The 14851-nt window shown below is 54.6% G+C and carries 11 protein-coding genes and 1 tRNA gene; 6 read left to right on the top strand and 6 right to left on the bottom strand.

Annotation, left to right across the window (positions count from 1 at the left end; translation table 11 throughout):
• Window positions 1–83: 83 nt before the first annotated feature.
• Window positions 84–1451: a hypothetical protein gene (locus DAAHT2_RS14770; protein WP_157861487.1), complete on the top strand. Its 1368-nt coding sequence runs from the start codon at window positions 84–86 to the stop codon at window positions 1449–1451.
• Between the two features lie 152 nt (window positions 1452–1603).
• Window positions 1604–2986, top strand: a complete 1383-nt coding sequence (locus DAAHT2_RS13170) for an IS4 family transposase (RefSeq protein ID WP_013164045.1) — start codon at window positions 1604–1606, stop codon at window positions 2984–2986.
• A 401-nt stretch (window positions 2987–3387) separates the two neighbouring features.
• On the opposite strand, the gene DAAHT2_RS14510 is transcribed toward DAAHT2_RS13170, so the two are convergent.
• Entirely contained in the window at window positions 3388–4671 is a 1284-nt protein-coding gene (locus DAAHT2_RS14510) for a three-Cys-motif partner protein TcmP (protein WP_013164767.1), read from the bottom strand.
• Window positions 4665–5441, bottom strand: a complete 777-nt coding sequence (locus tag DAAHT2_RS14515; protein ID WP_013164768.1) for a phage Gp37/Gp68 family protein — start codon at window positions 5439–5441, stop codon at window positions 4665–4667. Before DAAHT2_RS14515 ends, DAAHT2_RS14510 begins: the two co-directional genes overlap by 7 nt.
• Window positions 5442–5518: 77 nt before the next feature.
• Between DAAHT2_RS14515 and DAAHT2_RS13180 the strand changes: the two genes are divergently transcribed.
• From DAAHT2_RS13180 to DAAHT2_RS13190, 3 genes are all read left to right on the top strand, one after another.
• The gene (locus DAAHT2_RS13180) at window positions 5519–6751 is read left to right on the top strand and encodes a hypothetical protein (protein ID WP_013164769.1); all 1233 of its coding nucleotides are present in this window, start codon (window positions 5519–5521) and stop codon (window positions 6749–6751) included.
• A 95-nt stretch (window positions 6752–6846) separates the two neighbouring features.
• Window positions 6847–7167, top strand: a complete 321-nt coding sequence (locus tag DAAHT2_RS13185; protein WP_013164770.1) for a helix-turn-helix domain-containing protein — start codon at window positions 6847–6849, stop codon at window positions 7165–7167.
• Window positions 7168–7212: 45 nt separating this feature from the next.
• On the top strand, window positions 7213–8307 hold the full coding sequence (locus DAAHT2_RS13190) for a DUF6765 family protein (RefSeq protein WP_013164771.1): 1095 nt from the start codon (window positions 7213–7215) through the stop codon (window positions 8305–8307).
• Between the two features lie 85 nt (window positions 8308–8392).
• Here DAAHT2_RS13190 and DAAHT2_RS13195 read toward each other — a convergent pair whose 3' ends face one another.
• The 4 genes from DAAHT2_RS13195 to DAAHT2_RS13210 all read right to left on the bottom strand — a co-directional run bounded on the left by DAAHT2_RS13195 (window position 8393) and on the right by DAAHT2_RS13210 (window position 12404).
• Complete coding sequence (locus tag DAAHT2_RS13195; protein ID WP_013164772.1) at window positions 8393–8683, bottom strand: HigA family addiction module antitoxin; 291 nt, start codon at window positions 8681–8683, stop codon at window positions 8393–8395.
• 86 nt (window positions 8684–8769) lie between these two features.
• A tRNA-Arg gene (locus DAAHT2_RS13200) sits at window positions 8770–8846 on the bottom strand.
• A gap of 24 nt (window positions 8847–8870) precedes the next feature.
• Window positions 8871–10172, bottom strand: coding sequence for a mechanosensitive ion channel family protein (locus DAAHT2_RS13205; RefSeq protein ID WP_013164773.1), 1302 nt, complete (start codon window positions 10170–10172; stop codon window positions 8871–8873).
• A 15-nt stretch (window positions 10173–10187) separates the two neighbouring features.
• Window positions 10188–12404: a RelA/SpoT family protein gene (locus DAAHT2_RS13210; protein WP_013164774.1), complete on the bottom strand. Its 2217-nt coding sequence runs from the start codon at window positions 12402–12404 to the stop codon at window positions 10188–10190.
• A 257-nt stretch (window positions 12405–12661) separates the two neighbouring features.
• Here DAAHT2_RS13210 and rnr point away from each other — a divergent pair, with 257 nt between their 5' ends.
• Window positions 12662–14818 carry a ribonuclease R gene (rnr, locus tag DAAHT2_RS13215; protein WP_013164775.1) on the top strand — a complete coding sequence of 719 codons (2157 nt, stop codon included), beginning with the start codon at window positions 12662–12664 and terminating at the stop codon, window positions 14816–14818.
• Window positions 14819–14851 lie beyond the last annotated feature (33 nt).

Raw genomic sequence — 14851 nt, forward strand, 5'->3', positions numbered from 1 at the left:
ATAATTTAACTAACTTTAAGAGTTGGCCTTCTCTGGTTGACAAAGCTATTAATGCTCTAATCGAGAGCAGCATGGTAGCGGAAATGATGGACAAAAGAATTATTGCCACTCCGGTTGGAAAAGCAGTCGCCCATTCTGGATTCAAACCACAAAGCGCAGTCATACTTCTTGATTATTTTTCCCGCAAGGGACAAGTCCTTGCTGAGTTGTTAAGTTACCCTGTAGAAGATAACAATATTGCTCGTTTTGCCTATTTAATATTCGCAGCCTCTTTTTCAACTCCAGAATTTCACGCGTTTGGCGGAAGTCAACAGTCACGATTCTTGCCATGGCCACTTCGTGACCAAATCTATGATGCCAGTTTGTATGCTGACGACCTCCTCGAAGCAAACTGGTACGCAGACCCAATATCAACAAATTCTGCCCAAGTTGCTCTTGATTGGATTAACGGTGCGAGATTGATTGACCAAGAGAAGGTTCACAGCAGCCTAAGAGCTGGCATGTTGCTTGATATGTATCGGAATCTAGGATGGGCATTGCAAGGAATAGTATCAATTATTTCAGCTGCCTCTGATTCAAGAATTCCCGACCCTTTGCGCCCATTAAGTTTGAGGGGGAGGCCAGATTTATTGACATCGCTAAGGAAACTCCCGCGAGCTATTACTCGATTGAGTTTTCGGGTTTCTAGTGGATTACCAGACGATATACTTTGGATGAATGCCCTAAATCAAACAGGGGAGCAATTCCAGCTTAGTCGTGAAGATATTCTCGGCTTACGCAATAATGGGTACACACGTCCTGAACAACTGATGTTAGGTACTACAGATGCTGATAGGGTTAGATGTGAAGTATTCGCGAATGCAAAGCCAAAACCAATATTAAAAGCAAATTGGTTGAGAGATAGAAGTCGAACTTGGAAAGCGCAGGAAAGAGCGCGAGCTGCTTCTCGGCACCTTGAAAGAGCCAAAGGGTGCCGAGAAGTCAGTTTGGTAGATGAATTTTATTTGAGCCGTGGAGATGAATTCGAAGCGGTCTTTGAAAAAATCTTAGTTCACCTCGGTGTCGTATTTGAGCGGATAGATGATAGTTTTAAGACAGGAGCGCCAGACTATCTTATTAAACTCAAAAACTCCCCACCACTAATTTTTGAACTAAAATCACGCAAAGGTGATAATCTCGTTAATTATAATGGAGCAACAGAGGTTCTTGCAGCCGCTGAAATACATGGCCACAGAAACACATTCTGCATAACTCTTTGCCATCCGGGTGTCGATCCAAGCGTACCAATGGCCATAACCGGCAGTGGAAGATTGAGTGTTGTTGAAACTAACGACTTAGGAGAAGGGCTTTTACGCCTGTGTCAAGGTCGCTTAAGTCAAGAACAGCTGTGGCAGTGGCTCGCCACGCCGGGGCAAGCGATAGGTTTTGACCTACCTTATACAGAGCACTAGCCTAGTGTCCAGCTTGGTTACTGAACTTTCGGACTTGAGAAAAAAATAAACTCAAAGCCCTGATTTAACTAAATAAAACGTGAAACGCCCCTTGCTTTTTGATATATTGGGAATTGCCAAAAACTCAATAAAATCAAAAAGAAGAGGCGTGAATGCAAAATATCACGGGCAGCCAAGAACAGCAAGCAGTAAGGCAACTGAACAGCAAAGTCGATCAGTTCTTTGACAACTTCTCCCTCGGCACCCTGCTCAACCGGGCGGGTATCCGTAAGCTGCGGGGCGCTTCGCCGGTTCGGCTGCTGAAGTCCATCTTCATGCTGGCCTTCAACCAGGAGAACTTCTTTCGCGGAATCGTGGAACGGGAGCAGGGCTTTGGCAAGGACGCCGCCTATGACCTCCTGCAGGGGGCCAACTACAACTGGCGCCGGCTGCTGCTGCAACTGGCGGCCAAAATCGCCACCGTTTTCTCCCTGCTGACCGAGGAGCCAAAACGGAAGGTGCTGATCATCGACGACAGCACCTACGAACGGCCCCATGCCCGCAAGGTGGAGTTGCTGGCCAGGGTGCGTGACAACTGCCGTAAACGGTTTACCAGGGGCTTCAAGCTGCTGACCATGGCCTGGTCGGATGGTTACAACACCTTGCCGGTGGACTTTGCCTTGCTTTCTTCGCGTGAACCGGAGAAACGTTTGTGGGGTGAGAAAAGACGACTTGACCGGCGTTGTTGCGCTGCCCGGCGCCGGCAAGAGGCGGTGACCAAGTCCACCGATCTGCTGGATGGTATGATCAAGCGGATCATGGCAAGCGGCATCGACTTCGGTTACATCCTGATGGACAGTTGGTTCGCCTTTCCCTCGATCATCAGGAAACTGCACCGGCATAGGCCAGTGATCTGCATGCTGAAGGACATGCCCAATATCCGTTTCCGGCATCAGGGTGTTTCCCGGCGAGTGGGGGAAATCTACCGGAACCTGCACAAACGACCGGGGCGGGCCAAAATCCTGGCCAGCACCACGGTGGAGCTGACATGTGGCTTGCCGGCCAAAATTGTCTTCGTCCGGCATCGCAGCACCAAAAACTGGCTGGCCCTGTTGTCCACCGATCTGGAACTCGGCGAGGAGGAGATCGTTCAGACCTACGGTAAACGGTGGGATATCGAGGTGATGTTCAAAGTGGTCAAGCACTACCTCAACCTGGAAAAGGAGGTGCAGATGCGGAATTTCGACGGACTGATCGCCCATGCCACCATAGTCATGATCCGTTACTGCTTCCTCTCCTTCCAGCAGCGGATGGACAACGATGAGCGGGCTTTGGGCTCCCTCTTCTACGCCTGTGCCGAGGAGATGCAGGACATCACCCTGCTCGAAGCGCTCCAGCGCATCATGACCCTGGCCCTGGACAAAATACGGCAACTCGGTGAGCTCACCGAAGATGCCGTGCGAAGAATCATCAATGTATTGATGGATACAGCTTGTCATATGTTGTTATCCCCAGCGGGAAATGGCAGAAATAAAAACATTTTAACGGCCAGTTAGGTCAAGTCCGAAAGTTCAGTTGGTTAGTTCTGTGCATTAATTTGTTTTTGCTCTTTCAACAGAACCAATGATCGTGGCAGCGTTTTTGATCCATTTGAACGGTTTGGCTCTTGTTATTAAAACCTTCGCTGACTGGCGAACACCGAGTATGTGGTAAAACCGTTTGGTTTCGGTAGGTTGTCGTGGTCGACAAATGTCCGCCAATCAATGTAGTTCTTAATAATGATCACCCTTATGGAGAGAGCCACTTGCGGATCAGTTAACGGCGCCACGGTATTCCCCCCCCAATGGCCACTTGAGGGTGGCCCCATTATGGGGATCATTAACAGAAGGGAAGAACTCAACGTTCAGACTTAACAGGGAAGCTTGCGTAGGATCAAGATCATATAAAGTCTGAAAGACTATTTTGCTATTTTATTAAAAATAAAACGCCGTTGACGTGGTGGCATTATTCTATCTTTGTCATGAATAGCACCTGCCGAACGCCTTCTTTTTCCATCCGGACTTACTATTTCTAGCTGCTTGTTTTTTATAAGTTGCCCAAGGGCTTTGCGATAAATATCCAATGATGCTGGAGTGCTATTGCACGTTTCTGAAAAAAGATTGCTGAGCGATACGCCTTCAGGATTAGGGTAAATTAGACGCGGAATTTGATCCTGCAATTTAGACACACTACTATTCTGCGCCGAATCGTCAAAACAAAACAGCTTCAATTGGCCAGTGTAGTCCTCATCTTTATTTGGATCATAGCCAAGCATATTAAACATATCTAAACCGGAGTCGCCATAATGGATAAAATAATTGTTTTTATCCCAGTGAATACGAGTCATAACATCCCTTGCGCGAGGTTGCTGGGAAAAATGAAGAAGCCAATAGTCACCATGGCCTTTTGATGAACGTATGAAGAAAGGCGTATAATATTTGGCCCCGCATTTTTGAACCAAGTGCTGATACAAACTACTTTGAATAAAAAGACGCCATTTTGAATTTGATTTTTTTATCTCTTCTATGGATTTGTCACGAAACAAGTTTGATAAACCAATTTTATTCAATACTTTTATTGTGCAATCGTTGTCACTAGCATAATTTATAAATGAATCTACAGAAAATGTGAATATAACTTCACTTCCAGGGAGTGTATATAAAAGATTCGCTATAGACGTAATCGGAACTTCCGAGTATCCATATTGGTCTAGCAAGAAAATTGCTCTGGCAGCTCTTCCTTTTTTTCTAATGAATGAGAAAATTTTTTCTGATTCCGACAAAAAGTCCGATCTAAACAAATGAATAGAATCTCCAATATTTTTGCCATAGCCTCGCTCGTTAAGCTGATGCTTCAATACTTCAAATGTATTAACATTTTGCTCAATAAAAAAATAGTCTACCAAAAATCTAACTTTTTTATGACGATCTTTGTTGATCAAAAACTCTGCTTCCTTGACAGCCTGAAGCATGACAAAGGGTGATCCGATTATTTCGCCCCCTTTTTTGGCGTGCTTATATACGCCGCCTCCTGCAAAACCGTCCACCAGAGTCAAGCGAAAAACTTCTTGAGCCGGTGACGACACCAAAGTTCGAAGATAGGCTAGCAAATAAGCACGTAAAATTTCATGCTTGGCAATGCTATGTTGCTGAATAACAGGTGGTTGGCAACCTAGCTGCCATTCGTAGTTAACTTTTACCAAGTGCCACCCATCCTTGTTTTTATTGGTTCATGTTGTCGACTAATCTTTGGAGTCTGATTCCAGACCTGACCATCAAGCTCACGTCCATTCTTCTTTTTATTCCTACGAACGCCGTCGGCCCCCCAACCACCCCATTGCTTAAAAAAGAACGCCACAGACTGTAGTTGGCATTGTTCGCGTATGTTGCAAACCCATTCTTTCTGCATAAGTCGAGCTTTGGGGCCAGATTCACCACCAACTATTACCCAATCTATTCCGTCTAGATTAACCGTACCCAAATCTTCAAGTAATGGCTCAATGGATAAAAAGCGGATTGAGGCGCTAATTTTTCTTAGTTCGTCCAAGCGTGGTAAGCCATGCGATTTGTTTTCTACAGTCACTCCAAGCCAGGTGTTTTCTGGAACATGTTTGCCAGAGAAATAATTAGCCATCCTCTTAGCTCGTTTTGTCAAAATCTGAAACGTATGTTGTGGAGATCTTTCAATGACATTGATAACTTGATCGATATACGAAAATGGAACCTTTCCATGAAACAAGTCTGACATTGAATTAACAAAGTATAATGTCGGTTTTTTTCTGGATAATGGTTCGTTTAATCTGTCAGGCAAAAGTGTTAAGCGAAAACCATTTTCATAGCCTTTCGTACCCATGCCTTTGAGCCTCTTGGCCATGGCTTCAGCATAGCAATTGTTACAGCCAGGCGAGATCTGACTGCATCCAATTGTAGGATTCCAGGTCCTTTCTGTCCACTCTATTCGGTTGGTGCCCATAGTGTCCTCAAAAAATATAATTTCTTCATGAGAATACACTTTGATGATATACTTTTTCAAGAAATTCCGGCAGGCGATTGCTGGCTTCTCTGGGCATTCGGGTCGGGAAAAGGGCAACGCTCCAGGCCTGGACGGAGGTGGCCTTCCAGGCCGAACCCAAATGCCCCAAATCCGACCGCCCCGATGGCCTGCTGGTTTTGCATACCGGCAAAAATCAGTGGCGGGCCATTATCGAGGCCAAGATCGGCAACGCCCTCATCGACGAGGAGCAGTTGCGGAATTACCTGCAAATCGCCAAGCAGAACAAGATCGATGCGGTAATCACCGTCTCCAACCAGTTTGTGGCCCTGCCCACCCATCATCCGGTCAAGGTGCCGAAGAATTTGGTCAAGGGTATCGGATTGTATCACTGGTCCTGGATGTACACCGTCACCCAGGCCACCCTGTTGCTGGAGCAGAACGCCGTCGAGTCCGCCGATCAGCATTTCATCCTGGAAGAGGTCAGGCGCTATCTCAGCCACGAGTCCAGCGGCATCACCCGCTTTACCAGCATGAACAAGGAATGGAAGGATGTCGTCGGCAAGGTCAAAAGCGGGGCGCTGCTGGGCAAGAATACGGAAGAGGTGCAAAACACCGTCTCCAGTTGGCACCAGGAGCAGCGCGACTTGTGCCTGGTGATGAGCCGCCGCCTGGGCGAGGCGGTGAAACTCAAGCTGCCCCGCGCCCACAGTACCGACCCGGTGGTCCGCCTCAAGGACGACTGCGAGGTGCTGGCCAAAGACAAAATCCTCAAATGCATCCTGGAAATCCCCAACGCGGCCACCGATGTCGAGGTAGTGGCCGACCTGACCAAGCGGACCATCATCTGTTCCATGAAGCTGGCCGCGCCCCAGGACAAGAAGCGGGCCACCGCCCGGGTCAACTGGCTGGCCCGGCAACTGGCCAAGGCGGACCCCGAGGGCATGTACATCAAAGCCCTGCGGCCGGGCCGGGCCGAAGAAACCCAGGCCCCGCTGGCGGAGGTCCTGGCCGACCCGGCGGTGCTGGATTTGCCCAACAGCGCCGTGGCGCCCAATGCTTTCGAGATATTCTACATGATGGATCTGGCCGGGCGCTTCGGCGGCAATAAAATTTTCATCGACGAACTGGAAACGGCCGTGCCCCACTTCTACGAACAGGCCGGCCAAAAACTCCGCGCCTGGGTACCCCCACCCCCAAAAATCCACCGCCGCGACCCAGCCACCACCGAACAAGCCCCCGAACCAGCCGAGTGTGACGAAGAGCCCGGCGATGATCGGGAAGAAGTGTGAAAAAAGTGGCAAACCTACTCACCAGGTGATACGCTGGACCATGAGTTTTTTCAAGGCAAGAGCCTTTGCCAGCGATAGGAATACGAGGAAATGCCATGGCAGCCAAAAAGCGTGAAAGTCGCATCTTGCGGGAAGTTCACGAGACCGCCAGGGGCCTGCACAAAGCCGGGGTCATCACCAAACGCCGGATGAAGGAATACGATGCCCTGTGCAACCTTGAGATAGCGGAAATTCCTCCCCAGCGGATCAAATCCCTGCGCGAGCAGGCCCACCTTAGTCAAGCGGTGTTTGCCGCCGTGCTCAATACCAGCATCTCCACGGTCCAAAAGTGGGAAATCGGCGACAAAAAGCCCAGCGGCCCATCCCTGAAACTCCTAAGCCTCATAGACCGCAAAGGGCTGGACGCCGTTTTGTGAGTGGTTGCCAAGAGGAAAAGGGGGCAAGGCAAAAAGGAGGCCGCCATGCAAATCGACTTTCATCACGGCACGGTTTACGTTATTGCCCGTTATGCCGGGTTCGGGCATCGGGATGCGGCGGTTGTTGCTTACTGCTCGCAGTATGTGGATGACGCCACCAACAGCGGCACCATCTCCTTTACCAACGGGGCCATGTATCAGCGGTCCAGTTCTGCCCATAAAACCTTTGACTACCGCAACTTCAGGCAAATGGCCAATCGCCATGTCTGGATTCCCTTTCACTTCCTGCCGGGCAACGGCGGCAAGCGGGCCGGGGAAAACCCCGACGGCACCTTCATCGACAAGATCATATGCCGCCCGGACAGCCCGGTGGCCCACGATATGCTAAATGAGTGCATCCGGCAGCGGGACAGCCTGCACGGGTTGCACCGCCTGGGAATCGCCATGCACGTTTACGCCGATACCTGGTCCCACCAGGGCTTTGCCGGCGTCAGCCACCAGGTCAACAACATCGCGGCCCTCAACCGGCAGGGCAAGCCGGACCCCGAACTGCGAAAACGGCTGAGGCGTTTCTTCGGCGATATTTTCAACGACGCGACCAGCAGCTTCGTGGGCGGCGCCCTGCCGCTGGGGCACGGCGCGGCGCTGAGCCACCCCGACCGCCCCTACCTTAAGTGGAGCTACCGCGACCACCAGGGCCAGCTCATCAAGCGGGACAACCCGGAACAGTTCAGCGCCGCCGCCCATGCCATGTGCAAGGCCATGCAGCGGTTCCGGATCGGCGACGCGGATGCCCAACCCCCGGGCCTGCCCAACGAGGCCCGGGACAAAATCAATAACCTGCTGCAAAACCTGACGGAACCCGATGGTGCTAGTCGCCACCGGCAATGGCTGACCCGGATCAAAGAAGGCTACTTCGATTTTCCGCCGGTAACGCTGGACTATCGGCCCAAGGGGTTGAAATCATGGAAATACGAAGCCTTGCAGACCCGCAAAGCAAAAGACCGGCAAAAAGACCGCTTTCCCTACCACCCCTCCTTCCTGGGCAGCGACTGGAAACTCTTCCACGACGCCCTGCTGGCCCACCGCTACACGATAATCCGCAAAATCCTCCCGCGCTACGGCATCTGCGCGGCGTAATCGGAGTCGGCAGTCATGAGCTTGAAAACGGAGCGCACCGACATGGCACAGGGGTCAGACCCCTTTGCCTCCAAGAGGAAAGGCATCAAGCGGCCTTGGCTAACGGTTGTACTTCTTTCTTGACGCGCTGGCCGTCTGTCAGTTCGGCCTGTTTCAGGTCAAAAGAGGTTTGCAAATTCAGCCAGAATTGTGCGGTGGTGCCGAAATAGCGAGCCAGGCGCATGGCGGTGTTGGGGGTGATGGCTCGGCGCTCTCGCACGATGTCATTGATTCGGGGGGAGTTAACACGTAAAGCCGTCGCAAGAGCGCTGGAGCTAAGCCCCAAAGGAACCATGAACTCCTCTCGCAGGATCTCTCCAGGATGAATTGGTCGCATCTTAAATGGCTATTTTTGAAGAATTTGTGGTACCAAAAGAGAAAGGGAAATCAAGCTTAGTTGCCTGATTTCCCTTTGTTTTTTTCTGGCGCACCCGGGAGGATTCGAACCTCCGACCTACGGATTCGTAGTCCGGCACTCTATCCAGCTGAGCTACGGGTGCTTGTACTGAAAGGGGCTTTATAACTTATTTGGCCCGGTCGGGCAAGGAGAAAACTTTTTCGTTCGCGGCCTGCAGCGTTTCGGCTTTGAAGCCGGCGTTGCGCAGGTCAAAGCCCGAGGGGTACTGAAAAACCCGCAGGCCGAAGTGGGGCAGGGCGGCCAGCAGATGGTCGAAGATGTCGGCTTGTACGCCCTCGTAAACGGCCCAGGCCTGTTCGCGGCTGAAGACGTAAATCTCCAGGGGCAGGCCCTGGGGGGTGGGTTGCAGGTGGCGAACCAGGAAGGTCATCTCCTGGTGAATCTTGGGGTGCTGCCGCAGGTAGTTGGTCACATAAGCGCGGAATACGCCGATGTTGGTCTGGTGGCGGCCGTTGACCCAGTTGTCCGTTTTTTTTACATGGCCGGCGTTGTACTCCTGGATCTCCTGTTCTTTGTTGGCAATATAATCCTGCAGCAGTTCGATTTCCGACAATTTGACCAGCATCTCCGGGGTGCAGAAACCGATGGAGTTCATGTCGATGTAAAGCGCACGCATGATCCGCCGGCCACCGGACTCCTGCATCCCGCGCCAGTTGGTGAAGGCGTCGGAAACCAGGGCGTAGGTGGGGATGGTGGCGTAAGTGCGATCCCAGTTCTGTACCTTGACGGTGTGGATGTTGACATCCACCACATCACCGTCGGCGTTGTATTGGGGCATGGAGATCCAGTCGCCCACCCGGACCATGTCGTGGGCGGAAAGCTGTACGCTGGCGATAAAGCCTAAAATGGTGTCCTTGAACACCAGCAGGATGACCGCGGTCAGCCCGCCCATTAAGGTCAGCAGGCCCCAGGGGGATTTATCGGTAATGATGGCGATAACAAAGATACCGGCCAGCACATAAATGATAATGGTCAGGGCCTGGGTGTAACCCTTAATGGGTTTGCCGGTCGCCAGCGGGTGGCGGGCCAGGATCAGGTTAAGCCCCTGCAGCAGGGCATCGAGGCTGCGCAGGCCGACCAGGACAAAGGCGATCAGCAGTAGCCGGCGGAAAACCTCGCCGGAAGCGGTGTCGGGAAAAAAGATGTCGATGGTGAAATAGAGTACCGATACCGGCAGCAGATGGGCCAGCCGGTGAAAAAAGTTTTTCTCGGCCAGCACCCGCCCCCAGTCGGAGGCGCTTTTGGTGCTGAAGCTTTTCAGTACAGGCGAGAGCCAGTGGCGGGCGACCCAAAGTGAAAAGAAGGCCAACAGCAGGAAGATGAGCAGGGCGCCAAGGTGGGCCGCTACGGCCACCAGGGATTCAGACAGGCCAAGTTCCTCAAGCCACGAGGCGATTAGTTGGGGCATGGTTCAGTTCCGGGGTCAGTGTTCCAAGACGAACTCGTAATGCAGGCCGGTTTTGGTCAGGTGTTGCAGCAGGCTTTTCAGCCCCTGGAGGTTCTCCAGGGTGAAGTGAATCTGCCAGGCCGAGGTTCTGGCGTTGCTGTGACGGCTCAACAGCTCGATATCGGTGATCTGCATCTCTTCCGGCGCCACGCTGAGCATCATCAGTACCCGGTTGCGGGAGGGGGCGGCCAGAATCAGCAGCGTTTGGGCCTTGTAGAGTTTGGTGGCCTTCAGGCTCCAGCGCACCTCCACCACGTCTTCCCGCTTGACCTTGAGCTTGGCCATGGTTTGACATTCCTTGCGATGGATGGAAAGGCCCCGTTCACTGAGCAGGGCGTAAAGCCCTTTGTCGGTGGGTACCGGGTTGCAGCAGCGGGAAAATTTGATGCAGGCCGGATCCAGGGTATTAAGGAATATCCGGTTGAGGGTGCCGGTGGGCGGCTGCAGGGTGGGGCGGTCGGCGTAGAGCCCTTCGATTAGTTCAAAGACCAGTTCCTGCAGGCGCAGTCGACCCTCACCCACCGCCTGGAACAACTCCTCCTGGTTCTCTTCCCGGAAATAGGCGAGGATGTCGCCCATGCCCGCGCTTTCCAGAATGTCCAGCGGCACCCCGTAGCGCTTCAACTCCTGGTGGACAATGGAGCGCCCCACCTCCAAAGCCAGCTTGAGGCGGCGCTGGCGAAACATTTTGGCCAGTTCGGCCCGGGCTTTGGGGGTTTGGCAGAGCTGCTGAATGCCCGGCTCGAAGCGCACCGCCTCCTTGCGGGTGACAATACTGACCTGATCGCCATCATGCAGCACCTTTTCCGGGCCCACCTTTTGTCTGCCGATCATCGCACTGACGCAGCGTTTGCCGATGTCGGTATGCACCTTGAAGGCAAAATCCAGCACGATACTGTCTTTGGGCAGCACCATCAGGGCGCCCTTGGGGGTGTAGGTGTAGATTTCCTTGCTGCTGCTGACGGCGATCATGTCCCGGTAGGAACTGCTGTCATCGCTGCCCATCAGGTCGAACATCTCCCGGACCTCGCGGGTCAGGGCGGCGGCCTCGCCGTTGCCCCGGCTGGTCCAGCCCCGCAGCAGGCCGGCCCGGGAAGAGTTCTGCATCTCCGGGGTGCGGATCTTGAACAGCACGTGCCAGCCTTTGACATTGCAGCGCACATGGATGCTCTGGTAACCGGTGGATTTGGGGTTGGCGATAAAATCCCGGATGGTTCTGGGGATCGGGGGGTAGGTCTGGTCGATCAGCCCCAGGGTGCGGTAGCAGTTCTGGATATCATCGGCGATGATCTCCACCTCCATGGGGTGGTTGATGCTCTTGTGCAGCACCTTTGGCCCGGGGTCGAAGTAGGCCCACAGCCCTTTGGGGCGGATCCGGACATCGGCGGTAACCCATGACTGGCGGCAGAGTTCTTCCAGGGTGCGTTTAACGTCCTGCATTACCTCGCTGGCCGCCAGCCTTTTGATCTTGGCGTTGACCTTCTGGCTCTGGCGCGGAAACTTGTAGCTTAGGGCCAGGTTGTAAAGCTCGCGCTTGATGGCATAAAGGCCCATCACCTTGGCCAGCGGCGCGTAGATATCCAGGGTTTCTTCGGCGATCTTCTGGCGTTTGTGCCGGGGCATGGAGTCCAGGGTGCGCAGGTTGTGCAGCCGGTCGGCGATCTTGATCAGCATCACCTCCAGGCGGGCGGCGGCCCCGGAGAAGAGTTTGCGGTGGACCAGCTTGTAAAAATTCTGCCGATCGCCGGCAAAACTGGCGATCTTGGTGCAGGCCTCCACCGTTTCTTCAACGTCGCTGCCGAACATCTCGCCGATGGTGACGGTGGTGATCTCCGGCACATCTTCAATGGTATCGTGCAGCACCGCGGCGGCCAGAATCTTGGGGTCGCGGACGTCCAGCTCTTCGGTCAGGATCTGCGCCACCTGCAGTGGGTGGCTGATGTAGGCCTCGCCGGACTTGCGGCGCTGGTCCTGATGGGCGGTGACGGCAAAGGAAAGGGCCTGCCAGAAGAGCCGGGCCGGCCCCTCCTGGTCGCCGAGCAGCTCTTCCATGCGGCGGCAGTAGGCGGCGATATCAAACGAGCCGGCTCCTTTGAATCCGATGGGGCAAAGGTTGCCCCCCCGGACGGCGGGGTCGGGGTGGCGGCCGTTTGGGCTGTCGCTGCCGGTTTTGGCGATGGCTGGCTTTGTCATTAGCAAAATCGCTGAAATAGAGTATGATGGTAACCACTTCCGGTAACTGTGCCGCCGCACCGAATAAGATGTCGGGGGCACGCTTACCTGATAACATAATCATCGTTATGCCCATCTTGCAATGCCGACAATATTCCATGATAAATGATTTTGTCATAGTTAACAGGCTTTTTTGCTCCCCCAGGGGGAGTATCGATCACCTAGCAGAGGAGTAAATTTTGCCCAGAAGAAAAACACCGGCGGCTAAAACGCCGCAGATGCAGAAGAGAAAAAACCGCCGGGGCCGCAAGATAGCGGCCGGGAGAAGCGGTTCGATTTTCGGCCTTGGCGGCCCCGGACCCGTTGAGCTATCGACGGAACCGGCGGCGCGGCGAGGAAAATCCGGCGACAAATCCGGCGACAAATTTGGCCGAAGCGGCAAGGGCCGGAAAAAAGAGCGGCCGCCGGTGCAGCCCGACCAGTTGCTGGCCGCCGAAGTCAGCATGCACGCCAGAGGGTTCGGTTTTGCCGTGCTTGACGACCCGGCGGCGGCGGCCAAGTTTAAAAAGGATATTTTCCTGCCGCCCGGCGAGGCCCTGGGAGGCGCCATCCATGGCGATAAGGTGCTGGTCCAGGTGGTCAAGCAGAGCCGCGATCGGGCCGAGGGCCGGGTGGTGGAGATTGTCTCCCGGGGGATTACCCGGGTGGTGGGTTTTTATGTTGCCGGTAAAAGCACCGGTCTGGTGGAGCCGGAGGATGAGCGGCTGCCCTACCGGATCGTGGTGAAACGGGCTCGCAGCCTGGGGGCCCGTAATGGCGAGGCGGTCTATGCCGAGATTGAAAAATTCCGTGGCGAAGGCAACCCGGAAGGCCGGGTGCTGGAGGTGCTGGGCAATCCCGCCGACGCCCGGGTCCAGACCACAATGGCCGTGCGGGCCTTTGAGCTGCCCCACCAGTTTACCGAGGAAGTGCTGGCGGAAGCGGAAAACCTCAAGGCCGGGGTGCGCCTGACCAAAGATCGGCAGGATCTGCGCGATATTCCGCATGTCACCATCGACGGCGAAGACGCCCGTGACTTTGACGACGCCGTGGCGGTGGAACCTTTGGCCGACGACGGCTATCGCCTCTATGTCTCCATCGCCGATGTCAGCCACTACGTGCGGCCCGGCAGCCAACTGGACCAGGAGGCCTACGCCCGGGGGACCAGTGTCTACTTTCCCGGCCGGGTGCTGCCCATGTTGCCCGAAAGGCTCTCCAACAATCTCTGCAGCCTGATGCCGGGGGTGGATCGCTGCACCTTCACCGCCATCATCGATTTCGATGGCCAGGGCCACCGCCGCAAGGCCAGGTTTTGTCGCAGTTTAATCAAAAGCCGGCACCGCTTGACCTATAACCAGGTGCGGGCCATGCTGGAAGACCGCGAACCCGAACTGTGCCGCCGCTACCAGGATGTGCTGGCGGATCTTGAGCAGCTCCAGAAGCTGGCCGTCCGGCTGAACCGGGTGCGGATGGCCCGGGGGAGCATCGGTTTTGAGATCCCCGAGGCCGATATCCGGGTTGATGATGAGGGGCAGGTGGAGGTAATCCGCCGCTCGGAGCGCAACCTGGCTCACAAGCTGGTGGAAGAGTGCATGCTGGCGGCCAACGAGGCGGTGGCGGAATTCCTGGAACGCAAGGGGGCCGAAGTCCTTTACCGGATCCACGAAGATCCCGATCCGGTCAAGGTGGCGGAATTTGCAGAATTCGCCCGCGCCATGGGGCTGGATATTCCCGACAACCCGGGAGGGCCGGCCTGGTTCGGCAAGGTATTGCAACTGGCGGCGGGCACGCCCCGGGAGTACATCGTCAGCAACCTGCTGCTGCGCTCCATGCAGCAGGCCCGTTACGCCCCGAAAAATGTCGGCCATTTCGGTCTGGCGGCCACCCATTACACCCACTTTACCTCGCCCATTCGCCGTTATCCCGACCTGATGGTGCACCGGGCCCTGGCCAAACTGCTGGGGGTGGCAAGCAGGCCGCGGGGCAAGAAGGCGGACCTGGGGCCCAGCGGCGGTCTGGCCCCGGGCCATGGAGTGGACGAAGCCGGTATCTGGCTTTCCCGGCGGGAGCGCCTGGCGGTGGATGCTGAACGCGAAGTAAACGACCGGTTGGCCGCGCTTTACATGGTCGACCGGGTGGGTGAGGAGTTCGAGGCCGTGGTTTCCGGGGTAGGCGGGTTCGGGCTCTTTGTGGAGTTGGTCGAGATCATGCTCAGCGGGGCGGTGGCGGTAACCGAAATGCGGGATGATTATTACGAGGTGGAAGAGAAAAGCCACCGTCTGATCGGCCGTCGCCACGCTAAAACTTACCAGATCGGTGATTTGGTCCGGGTCCGCCTGGTGGAGGTTGATCAGCGGCGCCGGCGGCTGAACTTCACCCTGGTGCCAGTGGCATGAAATGCAGGTTTTACTAAAATTGGAAAACGACAG

Source organism: Desulfurivibrio alkaliphilus AHT 2, assembly GCF_000092205.1.
GTDB classification, from domain to species: domain Bacteria; phylum Desulfobacterota; class Desulfobulbia; order Desulfobulbales; family Desulfurivibrionaceae; genus Desulfurivibrio; species Desulfurivibrio alkaliphilus.